This window comes from Helicobacter sp. 13S00482-2 (assembly GCF_002272795.1).
Lineage (GTDB): Bacteria > Campylobacterota > Campylobacteria > Campylobacterales > Helicobacteraceae > Helicobacter_J.
On the sequence record NZ_MLAT01000004.1, the window covers coordinates 35611 to 50190 of the forward strand.

A 14580-nucleotide genomic window follows, 5' to 3' on the forward strand; every position below is an offset into this window, starting at 1 on the left:
ACTGATGAAATATAACTCATTACCAGAGATAAAAGATGGATCGTTTTTTATAGCCGACTCTCATTATATAAATGGAGATGAAGCATTACTCGTATTATTAGAAAAACTCATCATTTCTCCTCCTCCTCAGGTTTTTTTTATGGGAGATATTTTTCATCTTTTCATTGGACATATTCCCTCAAGCAGGAAAGAAAATATTGTTTTGCTTGAACTCATCAATAAACTCGCACACAAATGTGAAGTTTTTTATTTCGAAGGTAATCACGATTTTGGAATTGATGGATTTTTGTTACCAAAAGTAAAGATATATCCTCGAAGTCTTCAACCTGCCTTTTTTTGTTACAAACAAAAGCATTTTTTACTTGCACACGGAGATATTTTTCTGAGCAATACCTATAATGGCTATATTCAGATTTTAACAAGTCCATTTTGTCTGAGTATTTTAAAAATTTTAGATCAACTGAGTTTGGGATTCATCTATAGAATCATTTCAAAAAAGATCTATAAAAAACCTATCAGGAAATTTATTTTGAGCGATAAAGATTTTGAGAAATTTGCTAAAAATAGACTTGAAAAATACTCTAAATTTGTTAAAAAATACCACCTTGAACCTATCGAAGGAGTCATTGAAGGACATTTTCATATAGGAAAAAATTTTCAAAACTATTTCTCACTTCCCTCTTTTTATTGTGAGAAAAGCGGTTTTATTATACAATCAGGGAAATGCAGCGGGATAGAAAGTTGAAAAACAATATAGAAAAACTAAAATTGAGCTCAAATGAAATTGAACTCATTGATTTTAGAATTTTTGAAGTTCGTGATAATAAAATATACGAAGGCATATATGGAATCAATGTCGCAAAAGTTCAGGAAATCATAAAAATGCCTGAGATTTTTGAACAACCCTCAGGTCCTGATTATGTGATTGGAGTATTTGATCTTAGAGGAACTATTATTCCACTAATTGACCTCTCTAAATGGATGGGTATTTCCGAAAAAAATCTCCCAACTTTAAAATCTTGTGAATACAAGGCTAACGCCCATCATCGAAGCACACAAGTAAAAAATGTCATCATTACTGAATTCAATAATATTAAAATTGGCTTTGTTGTTGATCATACAAAACGAATTCGGAGAATTAATTGGCAATGTATAGAACCTGCTCATTTTAATTCTACTACAAGCCTTGAAAGAGAAAAAATCACTGGAACTACAAGAATTGAGGATGAAAAAACATTGCTCATACTTGATCTAGAAAGCATTATTGAGGATTTGAACTTACATCAAGAAAACAATAAAAAAGAAATGAGCGAACCCATAAAGGTTAAATTTAAAGGTTTAGTCCTGATTTTAGAAGATAGTACTTCAGCACGAAAACTTATCAAAAAAAATCTTTTAAATATGGGTTTTGAAATCATAGAATCTATTGATGGCGAAGATGGTCTAAAAAAATTAGAAAAACTCTATGAAGAGTTCAAAGATGATCTCAGTAAGAACCTAAGACTCATCATATCTGATGTAGAAATGCCAAAAATGGATGGTTTTCATTTTTTATCACAGATTTATAGCGATAAAAGATTTAGTAATATTCCTTTGATATTCAACTCTTCAATCTGTGATAAATATAGTGCAGAAAAGGCCAAAGAATTGGGAGCAAAGGCATATTTAGTAAAATTTGATGCGGACAAGTTTTATGATGAGATCGCAAGAATTTTAGGCTAAATGAAAACAAAATCATTGTAGAATAAAAAACTTAAATTATTATTTAAAGAGGTGCGGATATGGATGATATGCAAGAAATAATGGAAGACTTCTTAATTGAGGCATTCGAAATGATTGAACAGCTTGATCAAGATTTGGTTGAGCTTGAAAATAATCCTCAAAACCTAGAACTTCTAAATAGAATCTTTAGAGTTGCACATACCATAAAGGGTTCAAGTTCATTTTTGAATTTTGATATACTCACAAATCTTACCCACAATATGGAAGATGTCTTAAACAAGGCTAGAAAAGGCGAAATCAAACTCACGCACGACATTATGGATGTGGTACTTCCTTCTATTGATCTGATGAAAGCATTACTCATGGCCATCAGAGACAATGGTACAGATGCAAATAGTGGTATTGATATAACTGAGAGTGTCAAAAAACTTCAGAATATTTCAAATGAAAAAGTCGAGCCCTCCTCCGCAACAACCACTGATGAATCTTCATTAAAGAGCACCCAGACTCAAAACACACCAACTTCTTTGAATCCTCTTGCAGATGAGCCCGATCTTGATTATTCAAAGATGAGCGATCAAGAGGTCGAAGCTGAAATACAAAGACTTTTAGAAAAACGCCAGGAAGCTGATAAACAAAAACGTTCTGAAAAAAAACAAACTCAGCCTGAAGAGCATAAAACAGCTCCAAAAGAAAAAAAACCCGAAAATATTAAATCAACACCTGATGAGAATAAAACCCCATCTACAGGGGTAGAACAGACTGTTCGTGTAGATGTAAGACGTTTGGATTCTCTTATGAATCTTATTGGAGAGCTCGTATTAGGTAAAAACAGACTGATTAGAATATATGGCGATGTAGAAGAGCGGTATGATGGAGAAAAATTCCTTGAAGAACTCAATCAAGTTGTTTCTTCTATCTCTACAGTTACAACTGATTTACAACTTGCAGTAATGAAGACAAGAATGCAACCTGTGGGCAAAGTCTTCAACAAATTCCCAAGAATGGTTCGAGATCTTTCTAGAGAGTTGGGCAAAAACATTGATCTTGTTATTACAGGAGAAGAAACAGAACTAGATAAGTCTATCGTTGAGGAAATTGGAGATCCACTCATTCACATCATTAGAAATTCTTGCGATCACGGCATAGAAACACCAGAGATTAGAAAGGATGCAGGAAAATCAGAGGCAGGTATTGTAAAACTCAAAGCATACAATGAAGGCAACCACATTGTTATTGAAATATCTGATGATGGCAAAGGATTAGATCCTGATATACTCAAACAAAAAGCCATTGAAAAAGGTATTATCACTGAACGAGAAGCCGACAGTATGGGCGATAAAGAAGCATTTGGCATCATATTTAAACCTGGATTTTCTACCGCAAAAAACATATCAAACGTTTCAGGTAGAGGCGTTGGAATGGACGTGGTAAAAACAAATATCGAAAAACTCAATGGTATCATTGAAATAGAATCTGAAAAAGGTGTGGGCACCACCCAAAAACTAAAAATCCCTCTTACCTTAGCAATTATTCAGGCATTATTGGTTGGAGTTCAAGAAGAATACTATGCTATTCCACTTTCATCTGTGCTTGAAACAGTGCGGGTCAGCCAAGATGAAATTTACACCGTAGATGGTAAAAGCGTTTTAAGACTTCGAGATGAAGTGCTCTCTTTAGTTAGATTGGCAGACATCTTCAAGGTTGATTCAGTTTTAGAGGCAATGAATGAAGTTTATGTTGTTATTGTAGGTCTAGCAGATCAAAAAATTGGTGTGATTGTAGATTACCTCATCGGACAAGAAGAGGTGGTCATCAAATCACTTGGTTATTATCTCAAAAACACTACAGGAATAGCTGGTGCAACTGTCAGAGGAGATGGAAAAATAACCCTAATTGTAGATGTTGCAGCAATGATGGATATGGCAAAAAATGTCAAGGTTAGCATCAATAAACTGATTGATGAAGCCGAAGCCTCTAGGGCAAAAAATTCTCCGAGTGATTATGTTGTCCTTGCTATTGATGATAGCACCACCGATAGAGCGATTATGAAAAAATGTCTCAAACCTTTAGGAGTCACTGTATTGGAAGCTTCTAATGGACTTGAAGGACTTGATATTGTAAAAAATGGAGAAAAAACTCCTGATGCAGTGCTTGTAGATATCGAAATGCCCCGAATGGATGGATATACGTTTGCAACAGAGATAAGAAAATATAATAAATTTAAAAATATTCCTCTCATCGCTGTGACTTCTAGAACAAGCAAAACAGATAGGATGCGTGGGGTAGAATCTGGAATGACTGAATATATCACCAAGCCCTATACTCCTGAATATTTGGCAAACGTAGTCAAGCGAAATATAAAACTCAATACAGATGGAGCAAGTGATGAACAATAACAAGACACTCAAAGAAGTATTTGACAAACAACAACAAAATAATGAACGTTTAAACAAGCAAGAAGAGATTGAAGATATCCTCCAAGTCATCGGATTTATTGTGGGCAATGAAGAATTTGCTGTACCTATTTTAAATGTGATTGAAATCGTCAAACCCATTGAACATACACGAGTTCCTGGAACCCCAAATTATGTATTAGGAGTGTTTAATCTAAGGGGAAATGTTTTCCCTCTAATTAATCTCAGATTAAAATTTGGCATTCCTGCTAGCAAACAAGATAAAGACACTCGTTATCTTGTAGTTAGACATAATGATCAAATTGCAGGTTTTATCATTGATAAACTAACTGAAGCTATCAGATTCAAAAAATCTGATATTGATCCTGTACCTGAGACTCTAGCAGAACAGGATGATTTAATGTATGGAGTGGGAAAAAGAGAAGATCGACTGGTCACTATCTTGAAAATAGACGCACTTTTAAAAAAAGACTTTTAACTCTTTTTAAAGAGTTAATCTAAAGCCTTTTTAAATTTCCAAGTCAATATCAGTAACACATCAAATGAATTTGGTGAAAATAAAATGCCAAACACGCTAACATTCAAAGAATGACTAATATTTTTTCAGGGTTTGCATTTAATCTTCAACAGAAACGATGATAGATTTTGAGTATTATTATTTAGAGAAAAGTATAATATATATATATTGAAAAAATATACTATTATAGAATTATTCTTAGATTGATGTGATCTAGATATGAGCTTTCAAAATACATATTTATATAAATAGATAAAATTTTAATTTGTAAATAATAATCAATAATTTAAAATTGATCTTATAATACATCTAAATACAGTAAAGGTAAAAAATATGAATAGAATTATATTATCTATGATAATAATAGGATTTTTAGTTAATGTGGGTTTTACAAATGAATTAAATCATCAAAATAAAGATAAAATAGTCAATAAAAATAATACTGAAAATAGAGATAATTTAATTTCTAATAAACATATATCTAAAGTTAAAGTTCCTGATTCAAAAAATGGATTTTTTGTGGGGATTGAAGGGGTTTTAGGAACATCAAAGGGTGATTTGACTTTAGATTTTCGAAATCTAACTCCAGAGAAAAAAGATCCTTTTCCTTTATTCTTTTCTGCTAAGGCAAAAACAACTCTTGATTTAGGGTTTTTGTGGGGATATCAGCATTATTTTGGAGATTCTTTAAAACATGGAATCAAAGTATCACTTCATACTTATTCAGGTTTTGGAAATAGTTGGCAAAATAAACATAGTCTTAATGATAAGGGTGGTATTTATAAATCTACTTCAATTATTTCATATATCCCTATGAAATTTGGAGCTGATATCAAGTATGTGTGGGATTTTTTAGAAATAGGTAAACACACTTTGGGAGTCAATCTTGGAGTTGGATATGAGTTTGATTTTTATCTCAATGGCAAGGAAGCAATGTCTCTTAATTGTTCTGAGAGCGACTCTGGTTGCAACCTTTCTGAAAAGTTTTTTAATGATAGAACTCGCCATATTGATTCTATGTTTTCAAATCATTTCTATCCTGTGATAGGAATGCATTATTATTACAAACAGCATCAATTTGAATTGATGTATCGATTTGGTGGAATCATTCCTCAAACTGGCAACAATATCATTAAAACAGTTACAAAGGAAGGTATTTTGGTTGGTGATTTAGTTATGAGTGTTAAGCTTATCAATCAATCCTATTTCACTATGAATTATTCATATAGATATTAAAAGCCCTATGAAACAAATCTGAAGAAAAATAAATGGAATTATTTTATCATTGCATAGAGAGGAATTTTTCACGATCTCAAACCCAGATGATAAAAATCTTTGAATAAAAACTATAGTTATAGAATTTAATAAATAAAACTATTAAGATAAAAAAGGAGAGGGGATCTGCTAATAGCTACTCAATCAATTTATCTTCTCCCATACGCTTCCTGATTGCGTATCCATAATGGCGATCCCATCCTTAGCTAATTCATCTCGAATACTATCTGCTAGAATGAAGTTTTTTTCTTTTTTTGCGATATCTCTATCTTTGAGTTTATGTGCAATCTTTATTTTTTGTTCTTCACTCACACCAAGCTGAAAATATCTAATAGGATCTCCCCCTCCAATACCTAAAATAGAGGAAATAAATTCAATATTACCCATCACTTTGCCTTTTATAGACTTATTTTTGGGATCTTTATCTATCATTTCATTACAAGCACTTATCATCTCTTCTAAAACACTAAAAGCCTTAGAAATATTAAGATCATCGCTCATCGCCTCTAAGAAGTTCATCTTAAAGTTCTCATCTACCTGGTTTGTTTCTCCCATCGCTCTTTTTTTAAGTCTATATATTTTGTCTAAACGTTTTTTGCTCACCATCAAATCTTCTTCATTGAAATTTAAAACCGACCGATAATGTACCCCTAGTAAATAATTTCGCAAAACCTCTCCATCATAAATTTTAAGAGCATCTTTGACAAAAAAGCTATTGCCTAAACTCTTGCTCATCTTCTCCCCATTGATATTCACAAATCCATTATGCATCCAATACTTCGCAATCTCTATTCCACTCGCACATCTAGTTTGTGAAGCTTCATTTTCATGATGAGGAAATGCCAAATCTGCACCTCCTCCATGAATATCTATCTTATGAGACATGCCTTCATAGGCAAGTATGCTTTCAATCATTGCCGAACATTCAATATGCCAACCTGGACGCCCCATACCCAGCGAAGTTTCATACCCTATATCGCCTTCGCCCTTGTATGCCTTCCACAGAGCAAAATCCCTTTCTCCTTCTTTTGCTGTATTTTCTCCCACACGGCTAATATTTTCATCATCCTTTCCGCCCCTATGACTGATACTGCCATATAGATTATCCTTATCTACGGATAAATAAATATCACCATTAGATGTCTTATAGGCAATTTTTTTATCTAAAAGTATGGTAATCATCTTTATGATTGACTCAAGACTTTCTGTAGCTTTTGGCTCTATGTCAGGACGCTTAACCAAAAGAGCTTCCATATCGTTCAAATAGGAGTTGATATAATAAGAACTAACCTCCTTGACACTTTTACCTAACTCAAGAGCTTTTTTGATGATTTTATCATCAATGTCTGTAAAATTTTTTACAAACTTCACTTCATAACCACTGACCTGCAATACTCGTGCCAATAAGTCAAATACTATTGAACTTCTAGCGTGTCCTAGATGTGCATCATCATAAACAGTAGGACCACAAACATACATTCGAACCTTGCCTTTGACGATAGGAATAAAATCCAATTTTTGTTTTTGTCTGCTATCATAAATCTTCATTCATAGCTCTCTTTAATTAATATGGAAAAAATGTAGAAAAATCTTCAAAACAATCACTTCAATCATACCCAAAACAATCAAAATAAACCACCCTCTTTTGTAGGCAATTATATCCCAAAACCGCTTAGCCCCAAATTCTCTAACACTCAATACAAATAATATTATTCCACTAAGACTCCCTGCTAATGCAAGTCCTCTAACTTGAAAAAATTGCATCAAAATCAAGGAACACACCACTCCAAAACAAAGTGAAATTGCCGAAATACTTGCTGCTTTTCCTTGTTTTTTATGTGCATAAAGCCACAAAGAAAAAACCCTAGCAAGTCCAAATGGCAAAAGCCCTATCATATACATTGCAAAAACATCTGCAGATATCAGTGTATCGGTTCTGAGAAATTTTCCCTTTTCAAACAAAAGCCAAATAATTTCATTTTTGAGCATGATTCCACCAATAGTGCATCCTAACAACATCACAAATAAAAACCAAAAAGACTTCTTCATGCTAGTAAGAGCTTGTTTTTCTTGAGAATTTTTGATGGCTTTTGCAACCATAGGAAAAAGAGCTGTTGAAATTGCGATAGCAAAAATAGATAGAGGGAGTTGAAAAATACGATTTGCATAGTATAAATACGAAATACTCCCACTAACCAAAAATGAGGCAAGGGCAGTATCTATAAAAGAAGCAATTTGTGCAGTCGAGCTTCCCAAAACAGAAGGTAAAAACTGCTTGAAAAAACTTTTTAAGTCTTTTTTCGCCAAATTAGCTAAAGATTTTGATTTGAAAGTATCAGAACCTCTTATAAGGCAAATCTGTTTGATTCCTACATAAAAAAGCTTGAAAAATCCAAGCTTGTATAAAGGATAAAAATGCAACAAAATTTGGGCAATACCCCCACACAAAACTCCATAACTCAAGATATAAACCACTTCCATCATATCAGAATCTTTTGCCAAATATAACGAAGCAATCATGCAGATATTTAACAACGCACTGTTATAAGCACTCACCCAAAAATTATTTTTATATTGCAAGATGGTGCTAAAAAATGTCACAATAAAGACCAGTTCTAAATACCAAAAATTAATAACCACAATAGGCTGTGCTAGAGTAATCGTATTTTCATCAAATCCATAGGCCAAAAGCTTGGTAACCCATTCAGATCCTCCCCAAACTAAAAAACTAAAAAGACTTAATATTAAAACAAAGATAATAAAAACATTGACACTGAAAATACCCTTTTTATTGCTACTAATAAAGCTTGGTAAAAAACTTTGAGCAAAAGCTCCTTCGCCAAAAATTCGCCTAAAAAGATTAGGGAATTTAAAAGCCACAAAAAAAATATCGCTATAAATTCCCACTCCTAAAATATTAGCAGTATAAACATCTCTAAAAAAACCAAATACACGAGAACACATAATCCCAGTGCTATTAGTAAAAAAAGCTTTTCTCAACAAAATTTTTCCTTTTAAAACAGATAATATTTCTTTATTATTGTAGAATAATACTATAAGAATACGGTTGAAAATGGAGAATATATGGACGCTTTGAATTTTGTGCCTCAAGTGATTAAAAATTGTGAAAATATCAACGATCAACTCCATCAATTTTGCACAAATTCAAAAATAGCTATTGAAAAAATTTGGTTTGATGTTCTTAATATTAATACCTTTATTAAAGTCAATGAATTAGATGAGCCTCATATAATTACAGGCGGGGAACTTGCTCAATTTGAAAAAGATAGCTTCTATGCTAAGGAAGGTTTTTTTGTCTATCAAAGCTATGATATAAGGATCAGGCCTAAAGTAAAAGATTATGGCATCAAACTTGAAATAAGCCCTGATGCCGACAAGCTTTATGTGCTCTTTGATGAAAATTTTGTAATGATAGATGATGAAGAATTTTTTGAAGAAATTTTTGGTGTTATTGATTCTTTAATGGCACAAAACAGAATCATATTCCGACAGCAATTTGAACAACGGGAATCTCTAAAAGCTAAGCTTAAAGAATCCAAAGAAGAATGCTTTTTTGAAAAAATACTTTTAAAAACAGCACCTGATTTGATTCCTTACAAACCTGCAACATTTCACTTCACAATCAAAGAAGAGTGGGAAAAGACTAAATCAAAAACTGCACCTGAGAATGCTTTTTTTGGTGTCGGGGTTGATAGCCTCATCGCTGAATATATAAAGCCCATTGAAGGAAAAAATGGAAGGAACCTAAAAGGGGTTTTTGTGAAAATGGATATGAAAAAAACCGATCAAATCCCACCCATAACCTTTAGTAAAAATTATGTAAAAAGAGAAGAAACTCCTGATAAATGCCTCTTTAAATCACTGATTTCTGGATATGTAAAAATAGTCAATAATTTCATCACCTTTAACACCAAATACGATTTTAGTTCAATGAAGCTAATCAATGCACCTATCTTTTTAGGTGGATTAGATAGTGGCATCACTCTAACAATCACCTCTGAAGATGATCTAAGTGATGCCATCGGAGCGAATATGATTATTGAAGCTACAACAATCAATGTCACTGGGAGTGTTGGTGAAAATGTCGAGCTCAGTGCTCAAAGCATTTCTATCAAAGGGCAAACTCATCAAAGTAGCATCATTAACGCCACTGAAGCAAAAATCACAACACATAAAGGTAAATTTTACGGAGAAAATGTTGATGTAAAAAACTTGGATTGCGGATTCATACAAACCACTAATTGCTCCATAGAAACTTCAAGCGGAGCAACCATATATGCCAAAAAAGTTTCCATAAAAAAACTCAAGTCTAATAATAAAATAAATTTCTCTTCTGAGTGCAACCTCAAAGAAATTCAGGGAGGAAGTAATGAGTTTATCATTTCTGCTAGTTCGCATATTTCAACAGAAGAAACAATAGATTTTATAAAACAAAAAATCTCTCTTTTAAAAACGAAAATGCGTTCAATGGCAAAAAAATATCAGTTTTTAATCTCTGAAGCCAAAAAAAATAAACCCACTATTGATAAAATAAAAGCCGCTGATAAAGCAGCTCAGAAGGTTATGCTTTCTGATAATGATATCAAAGAAGCCTATCAAGAATTCACTATCCATATCAAACAATTAAGAGTATTAAAAAAAGAATTGATAACGCTACAAGATAAAATCAAGCAATTAAGCCATAATCTAATTCAGATTGAAGATGAAACGCTCAGGGCTAAAATCAACACTAACAGCGAATGGAAGCAAGAAAATGAAATCATCTATCAACGCAAATATCCCAAAGCAATCGATGAAATGCTTATCCTTCAAGATGGAGAAAATGTAGATATATATATTGATGCTAAGACCAAAAAAATTTCAAAAAAGATTTCTTAAAGGATAAAAGATGATAGTTGGCATGATTGGCAATATTCACAGGCTAGAGCCCATGATGGTAGAATTTGAAGTGAATGGACTGATTTATGGTATCCACATTTCAACCAATACAAGCTATGTGCTAAATACGCAAAAAGAAAAAGTTCAAAAGTTATTCATCAGTGAAATCATTCGTGAAGACGCTCATTTGCTTTTTGGATTTGTCCAGGAAATGGAAAAGATTACCTTTGAACGTCTCATTAAAATCAATGGAGTAGGACCGAAGGTTGCCCTTGCTATTTTATGCACTTACTCTCCAGAAGCTTTTGGAAAAATCATTGAAGAAAAAAACATAGTCGCACTTCAAAGAGTTCCAGGTATTGGGGCAAAAGGTGCAGGAAAGATTATGGTTGATCTAGCAGGATTTTTTAACGAAATCACAGATTCTCAAAACACCACAAAAAATGAAGAAGTCCATAATCAAGCACTCCAGGCACTTCAAACCTTAGGATTTAAAAGTGCAGACATTATAAAAGTTCTCAAAACAACTCAAGGGTCTAACACTCAAGAGATAATCAAAGAAGCTCTAAAGATACTCAAATGATTTAAAAGGTCTATAAATATTTTAGTTATAATTTAAAATACACAAGATAGGAGCACATATTGCTAGATAAAATCAAAATCATAGGTGCAAAAGAGAATAACCTCAAAAATATCCATCTAGAAATTCCAAAAAATAAACTGATTGTCTTCACTGGACTGAGTGGTTCAGGAAAATCTACTCTAGCATTTGATACGCTCTATGCTGAGGGTCAAAGACGTTATATTGAATCCTTATCAAGCTACGCAAGACAATTCCTTGACAAAGTAGGTAAGCCTAATGTGGATAAAATTGAAGGACTCACTCCAGCTATTGCAATTGATCAAAAAACCACAAGTAAAAATCCACGATCAACGGTAGGAACAATAACAGAAATCTATGACTACTTGCGATTGCTCTATGCTAGAGTTGGAACACAACATTGCCATTTATGTGGAAAAGCAATCTCTCAAATGAGTCAAACCGACATCATTGAGCAAGTTTTATCCTTACCACAAGGAAGTAAGATTATCATTTTAGCTCCTATCATCAAAGAAAAAAAAGGAAGTTTTAATGATAAACTCTCAGACCTTCGTCAAAAAGGATATGTTCGTGCTTATATAGATGGTGTTATGGTGCGATTAGATGAGGAAATAGAACTCAGTAAAACCAAAAAACATACTATCAAAGCTATCATTGATAGGGTTATCATTAATCCAGAAAATCAATCTAGAATCGCTCAAGCAATAGAAAAAACACTCAAAGAAACTTATGGAGAACTTGAAGTAGAAATCATTAAAGATGATAAAAACAATAATGAATTCATACATTACAGCGAACATTTAGCTTGTTTTGAATGCAAAATAAGCTTTGAACCACTAGAGCCTTTGAGTTTTTCTTTTAATTCACCCAAAGGAGCTTGTGAGAATTGTGGAGGGCTAGGGAGTAAATATAGCATTGATATTAAGAAAATATTAAACAGATCTCTTCCGTTGAACAAAGGTGGCATCAAAGTTATTTTTGGTTTCAATCGCAGTTATTACCTTGAACTTTTCAATGGTTTTTGCAAAACAAACAAAATTGATAGCAATAAAGCTTTTGAAGATTTACAAGATCATGAGCAAAATGCCTTATTGTACGGGAATGGAAATGAAGTTGAATTTGTTTGGAAAAATTCAACGCTCAAACGTCCTTGGAAAGGAATCATACAAATTGCTTATGATATGTTCAAAGATGAAAGAGATCTGGGTGATTATATGAGTGAAAAACCCTGTTCAACTTGCAAGGGTCATCGTCTGAAGGCTTCTGCTTTGAGCGTAAAGGTTTCTCAAAAAGGAATCGGGGATATTATTGATATGCCTATTGAAGAAACTTATGAATTTTTTAATAATGATGACAATTTTAGTTATCTAACAAAACAACAACACTTTATCGCAGCTTCCATCTTGAAAGAAATCAAAGAAAGATTATTTTTCCTTTATGATGTAGGATTAGGATATTTAAGTCTTGGAAGAGATGCACGAACTATTAGCGGAGGGGAAAGTCAAAGGATACGAATCGCTAGTCAAATTGGTAGTGGATTAACAGGAGTAATGTATGTACTAGATGAACCTAGTATTGGGTTGCATGAACGTGATACACTAAAATTGATAAAAACACTAAGAAATCTGCAGGAAAAAGGCAATACCGTTATCGTAGTAGAACACGATAAAGAAACCATTAAGAATGCCGATTTTATAGTAGATATTGGACCTGGTGCGGGTAAAAATGGGGGTGAAGTCGTTTTTGCAGGAACAGTTCAAAAAATGCTCACTTCTAACACTCAAACTGCCTTGTATATCAATGGCAAAAAAACAATCTCTTACCCTCATAATAGACCTCAAAAAAAATGGCTTGAAATCAAAAATGTAAATATCAATAACATCAAAAATCTAAACCTTAAAATTCCACTTTCAAATTTTGTCTGCATCACAGGAGTGAGTGGGAGTGGGAAAAGCTCTCTAATATTGCAAACTCTTTTGCCAGTAGCACAAGAATTACTCAATAATGCAAAAAAAGTAAAAAAATGTGATGGCGTAGAGATCAATGGACTTGAGATGCTTGATAAGGTTATTTACTTAGATCAGAGCCCCATTGGTAGAACACCACGAAGCAACCCTGCAACCTACACAGGCGTGATGGATGACATCAGAACTTTGTTCTCTGAAGTCAAGGAAGCAAAAATATTGGGCTATGGAATCGGTCGTTTCAGTTTTAATGTCAAAGGAGGAAGATGCGAAAAGTGTCAAGGAGAGGGTGAAATAAAAATCGAAATGCACTTTCTACCTGATGTAATGGTCAAATGCGATGCTTGTAATGGAGCAAAATACAACCCTCAAACACTTGAAATCAAATACAAAAGCAAATCTATCGCAGATGTCCTGAATATGAGCGTGGATGATGCTTGTGAATTCTTTTGCAAGATTCCAAAAATCGCTTCAAAACTCAAAACCCTTCAAGATGTTGGACTTGGCTATATCACACTTGGACAAAATGCTGTAACGCTAAGTGGAGGAGAAGCACAGAGAATCAAACTCGCTAAAGAACTCAGTCGTAAAGATACAGGCAAAACTCTCTATATCTTAGACGAACCTACCACAGGACTTCATTTTGCCGATGTGGATAGACTCACAAAAGTTTTACATCATTTAGTTGAGCTTGGAAACTCCATGATTGTTATTGAGCATAATTTGGATATGATAAAAAATGCTGACTATATTATTGATATAGGACCTGAAGGAGGCGATAAGGGTGGAAAAATTGTAGATACAGGAACACCAAGTCAGATCGCTAAAAATCATACAAAAAGTCACTCTTATACAGGTCAATTCTTAGCACTTGAATTACAAGAAGATAAAAATATCAAGAGTTCTAATAAGAAATGATCATCATATAAGAATAATCTTAATATTTAAAAATTAAAAACTTTTTTAAATAGATAGTTAAAACTAACTTTATAAAATCATCTGACTGTTTTTTAGATCATTTTGAATCAATGTTGTTTTAAATGATGAATCCATATTTTGTCTGAATCTTATGAAAAAACCATAGATGACATTTCTTCATAAAGATTCGAAAGTCACAATCAAAGAATCTGCCAGGGCTATATACAAAAATCCCTACCATAATTTTCACAATCTTATAATCAATAA

At 33.1% G+C, this 14580-nt stretch carries 10 protein-coding genes; 8 read left to right on the forward strand and 2 right to left on the reverse strand.

What is annotated here, in order from left to right; translation table 11 throughout:
• The first annotated feature begins 4 nt into the window (after positions 1–4).
• From BKH42_RS02970 to BKH42_RS02990, 5 genes are all read left to right on the forward strand, one after another.
• Positions 5–745 carry a metallophosphoesterase gene (locus tag BKH42_RS02970; RefSeq protein ID WP_095294743.1) on the forward strand — a complete coding sequence of 247 codons (741 nt, stop codon included), beginning with the start codon at positions 5–7 and terminating at the stop codon, positions 743–745.
• Positions 742–1722, forward strand: a complete 981-nt coding sequence (locus tag BKH42_RS02975; RefSeq protein WP_257874244.1) for a chemotaxis protein — start codon at positions 742–744, stop codon at positions 1720–1722. Before BKH42_RS02970 ends, BKH42_RS02975 begins: the two co-directional genes overlap by 4 nt.
• Positions 1723–1781: 59 nt before the next feature.
• The gene (locus tag BKH42_RS02980) at positions 1782–4121 is read left to right on the forward strand and encodes a chemotaxis protein CheW (protein ID WP_095294746.1); all 2340 of its coding nucleotides are present in this window, start codon (positions 1782–1784) and stop codon (positions 4119–4121) included.
• A complete protein-coding gene (locus tag BKH42_RS02985) occupies positions 4111–4617 on the forward strand; it encodes a chemotaxis protein CheW (RefSeq protein WP_095294748.1) in 507 nt (168 codons plus the stop codon). The genes BKH42_RS02980 and BKH42_RS02985 overlap by 11 nt, the downstream gene beginning before the upstream one ends.
• A gap of 372 nt (positions 4618–4989) precedes the next feature.
• The gene (locus BKH42_RS02990; protein WP_095294750.1) at positions 4990–5892 is read left to right on the forward strand and encodes a hypothetical protein; all 903 of its coding nucleotides are present in this window, start codon (positions 4990–4992) and stop codon (positions 5890–5892) included.
• 183 nt (positions 5893–6075) lie between these two features.
• Here the strand turns inward: BKH42_RS02990 and cysS are convergent, their stop codons facing one another.
• On the reverse strand, positions 6076–7479 hold the full coding sequence (cysS, locus tag BKH42_RS02995; RefSeq protein ID WP_095294752.1) for a cysteine--tRNA ligase: 1404 nt from the start codon (positions 7477–7479) through the stop codon (positions 6076–6078).
• 12 nt (positions 7480–7491) lie between these two features.
• Positions 7492–8934: a murein biosynthesis integral membrane protein MurJ gene (murJ, locus tag BKH42_RS03000; RefSeq protein WP_095294754.1), complete on the reverse strand. Its 1443-nt coding sequence runs from the start codon at positions 8932–8934 to the stop codon at positions 7492–7494.
• An 81-nt stretch (positions 8935–9015) separates the two neighbouring features.
• Between murJ and BKH42_RS03005 the strand changes: the two genes are divergently transcribed.
• From BKH42_RS03005 to uvrA, 3 genes are read left to right on the forward strand one after another with little or no spacing between them, the layout of a single operon-like run.
• Entirely contained in the window at positions 9016–10830 is a 1815-nt protein-coding gene (locus BKH42_RS03005; RefSeq protein WP_095294755.1) for a FapA family protein, read from the forward strand.
• A 10-nt stretch (positions 10831–10840) separates the two neighbouring features.
• Positions 10841–11413, forward strand: coding sequence for a Holliday junction branch migration protein RuvA (gene ruvA / locus BKH42_RS03010; protein WP_095294757.1), 573 nt, complete (start codon positions 10841–10843; stop codon positions 11411–11413).
• Positions 11414–11472: 59 nt separating this feature from the next.
• Positions 11473–14313 (forward strand): excinuclease ABC subunit UvrA, encoded by a 2841-nt coding sequence (gene uvrA / locus BKH42_RS03015; protein WP_095294759.1) that lies wholly within the window; start codon positions 11473–11475, stop codon positions 14311–14313.
• Positions 14314–14580 lie beyond the last annotated feature (267 nt).

What these genes read in the sequence shown, in the direction of transcription:
- BKH42_RS02970 (WP_095294743.1), top strand. Translation starts at nt 5, where the DNA reads ATGAAATATAACTCATTACCAGAGATAAAAGATGGATCGTTTTTTATA.
- BKH42_RS02980 (WP_095294746.1), top strand. Translation starts at nt 1,782, where the DNA reads ATGGATGATATGCAAGAAATAATGGAAGACTTCTTAATTGAGGCATTC.
- BKH42_RS02985 (WP_095294748.1), top strand. Translation starts at nt 4,111, where the DNA reads ATGAACAATAACAAGACACTCAAAGAAGTATTTGACAAACAACAACAA.
- BKH42_RS02990 (WP_095294750.1), top strand. Translation starts at nt 4,990, where the DNA reads ATGAATAGAATTATATTATCTATGATAATAATAGGATTTTTAGTTAAT.
- cysS (WP_095294752.1), bottom strand. Translation starts at nt 7,479, where the DNA reads ATGAAGATTTATGATAGCAGACAAAAACAAAAATTGGATTTTATTCCT.
- BKH42_RS03005 (WP_095294755.1), top strand. Translation starts at nt 9,016, where the DNA reads ATGGACGCTTTGAATTTTGTGCCTCAAGTGATTAAAAATTGTGAAAAT.
- ruvA (WP_095294757.1), top strand. Translation starts at nt 10,841, where the DNA reads ATGATAGTTGGCATGATTGGCAATATTCACAGGCTAGAGCCCATGATG.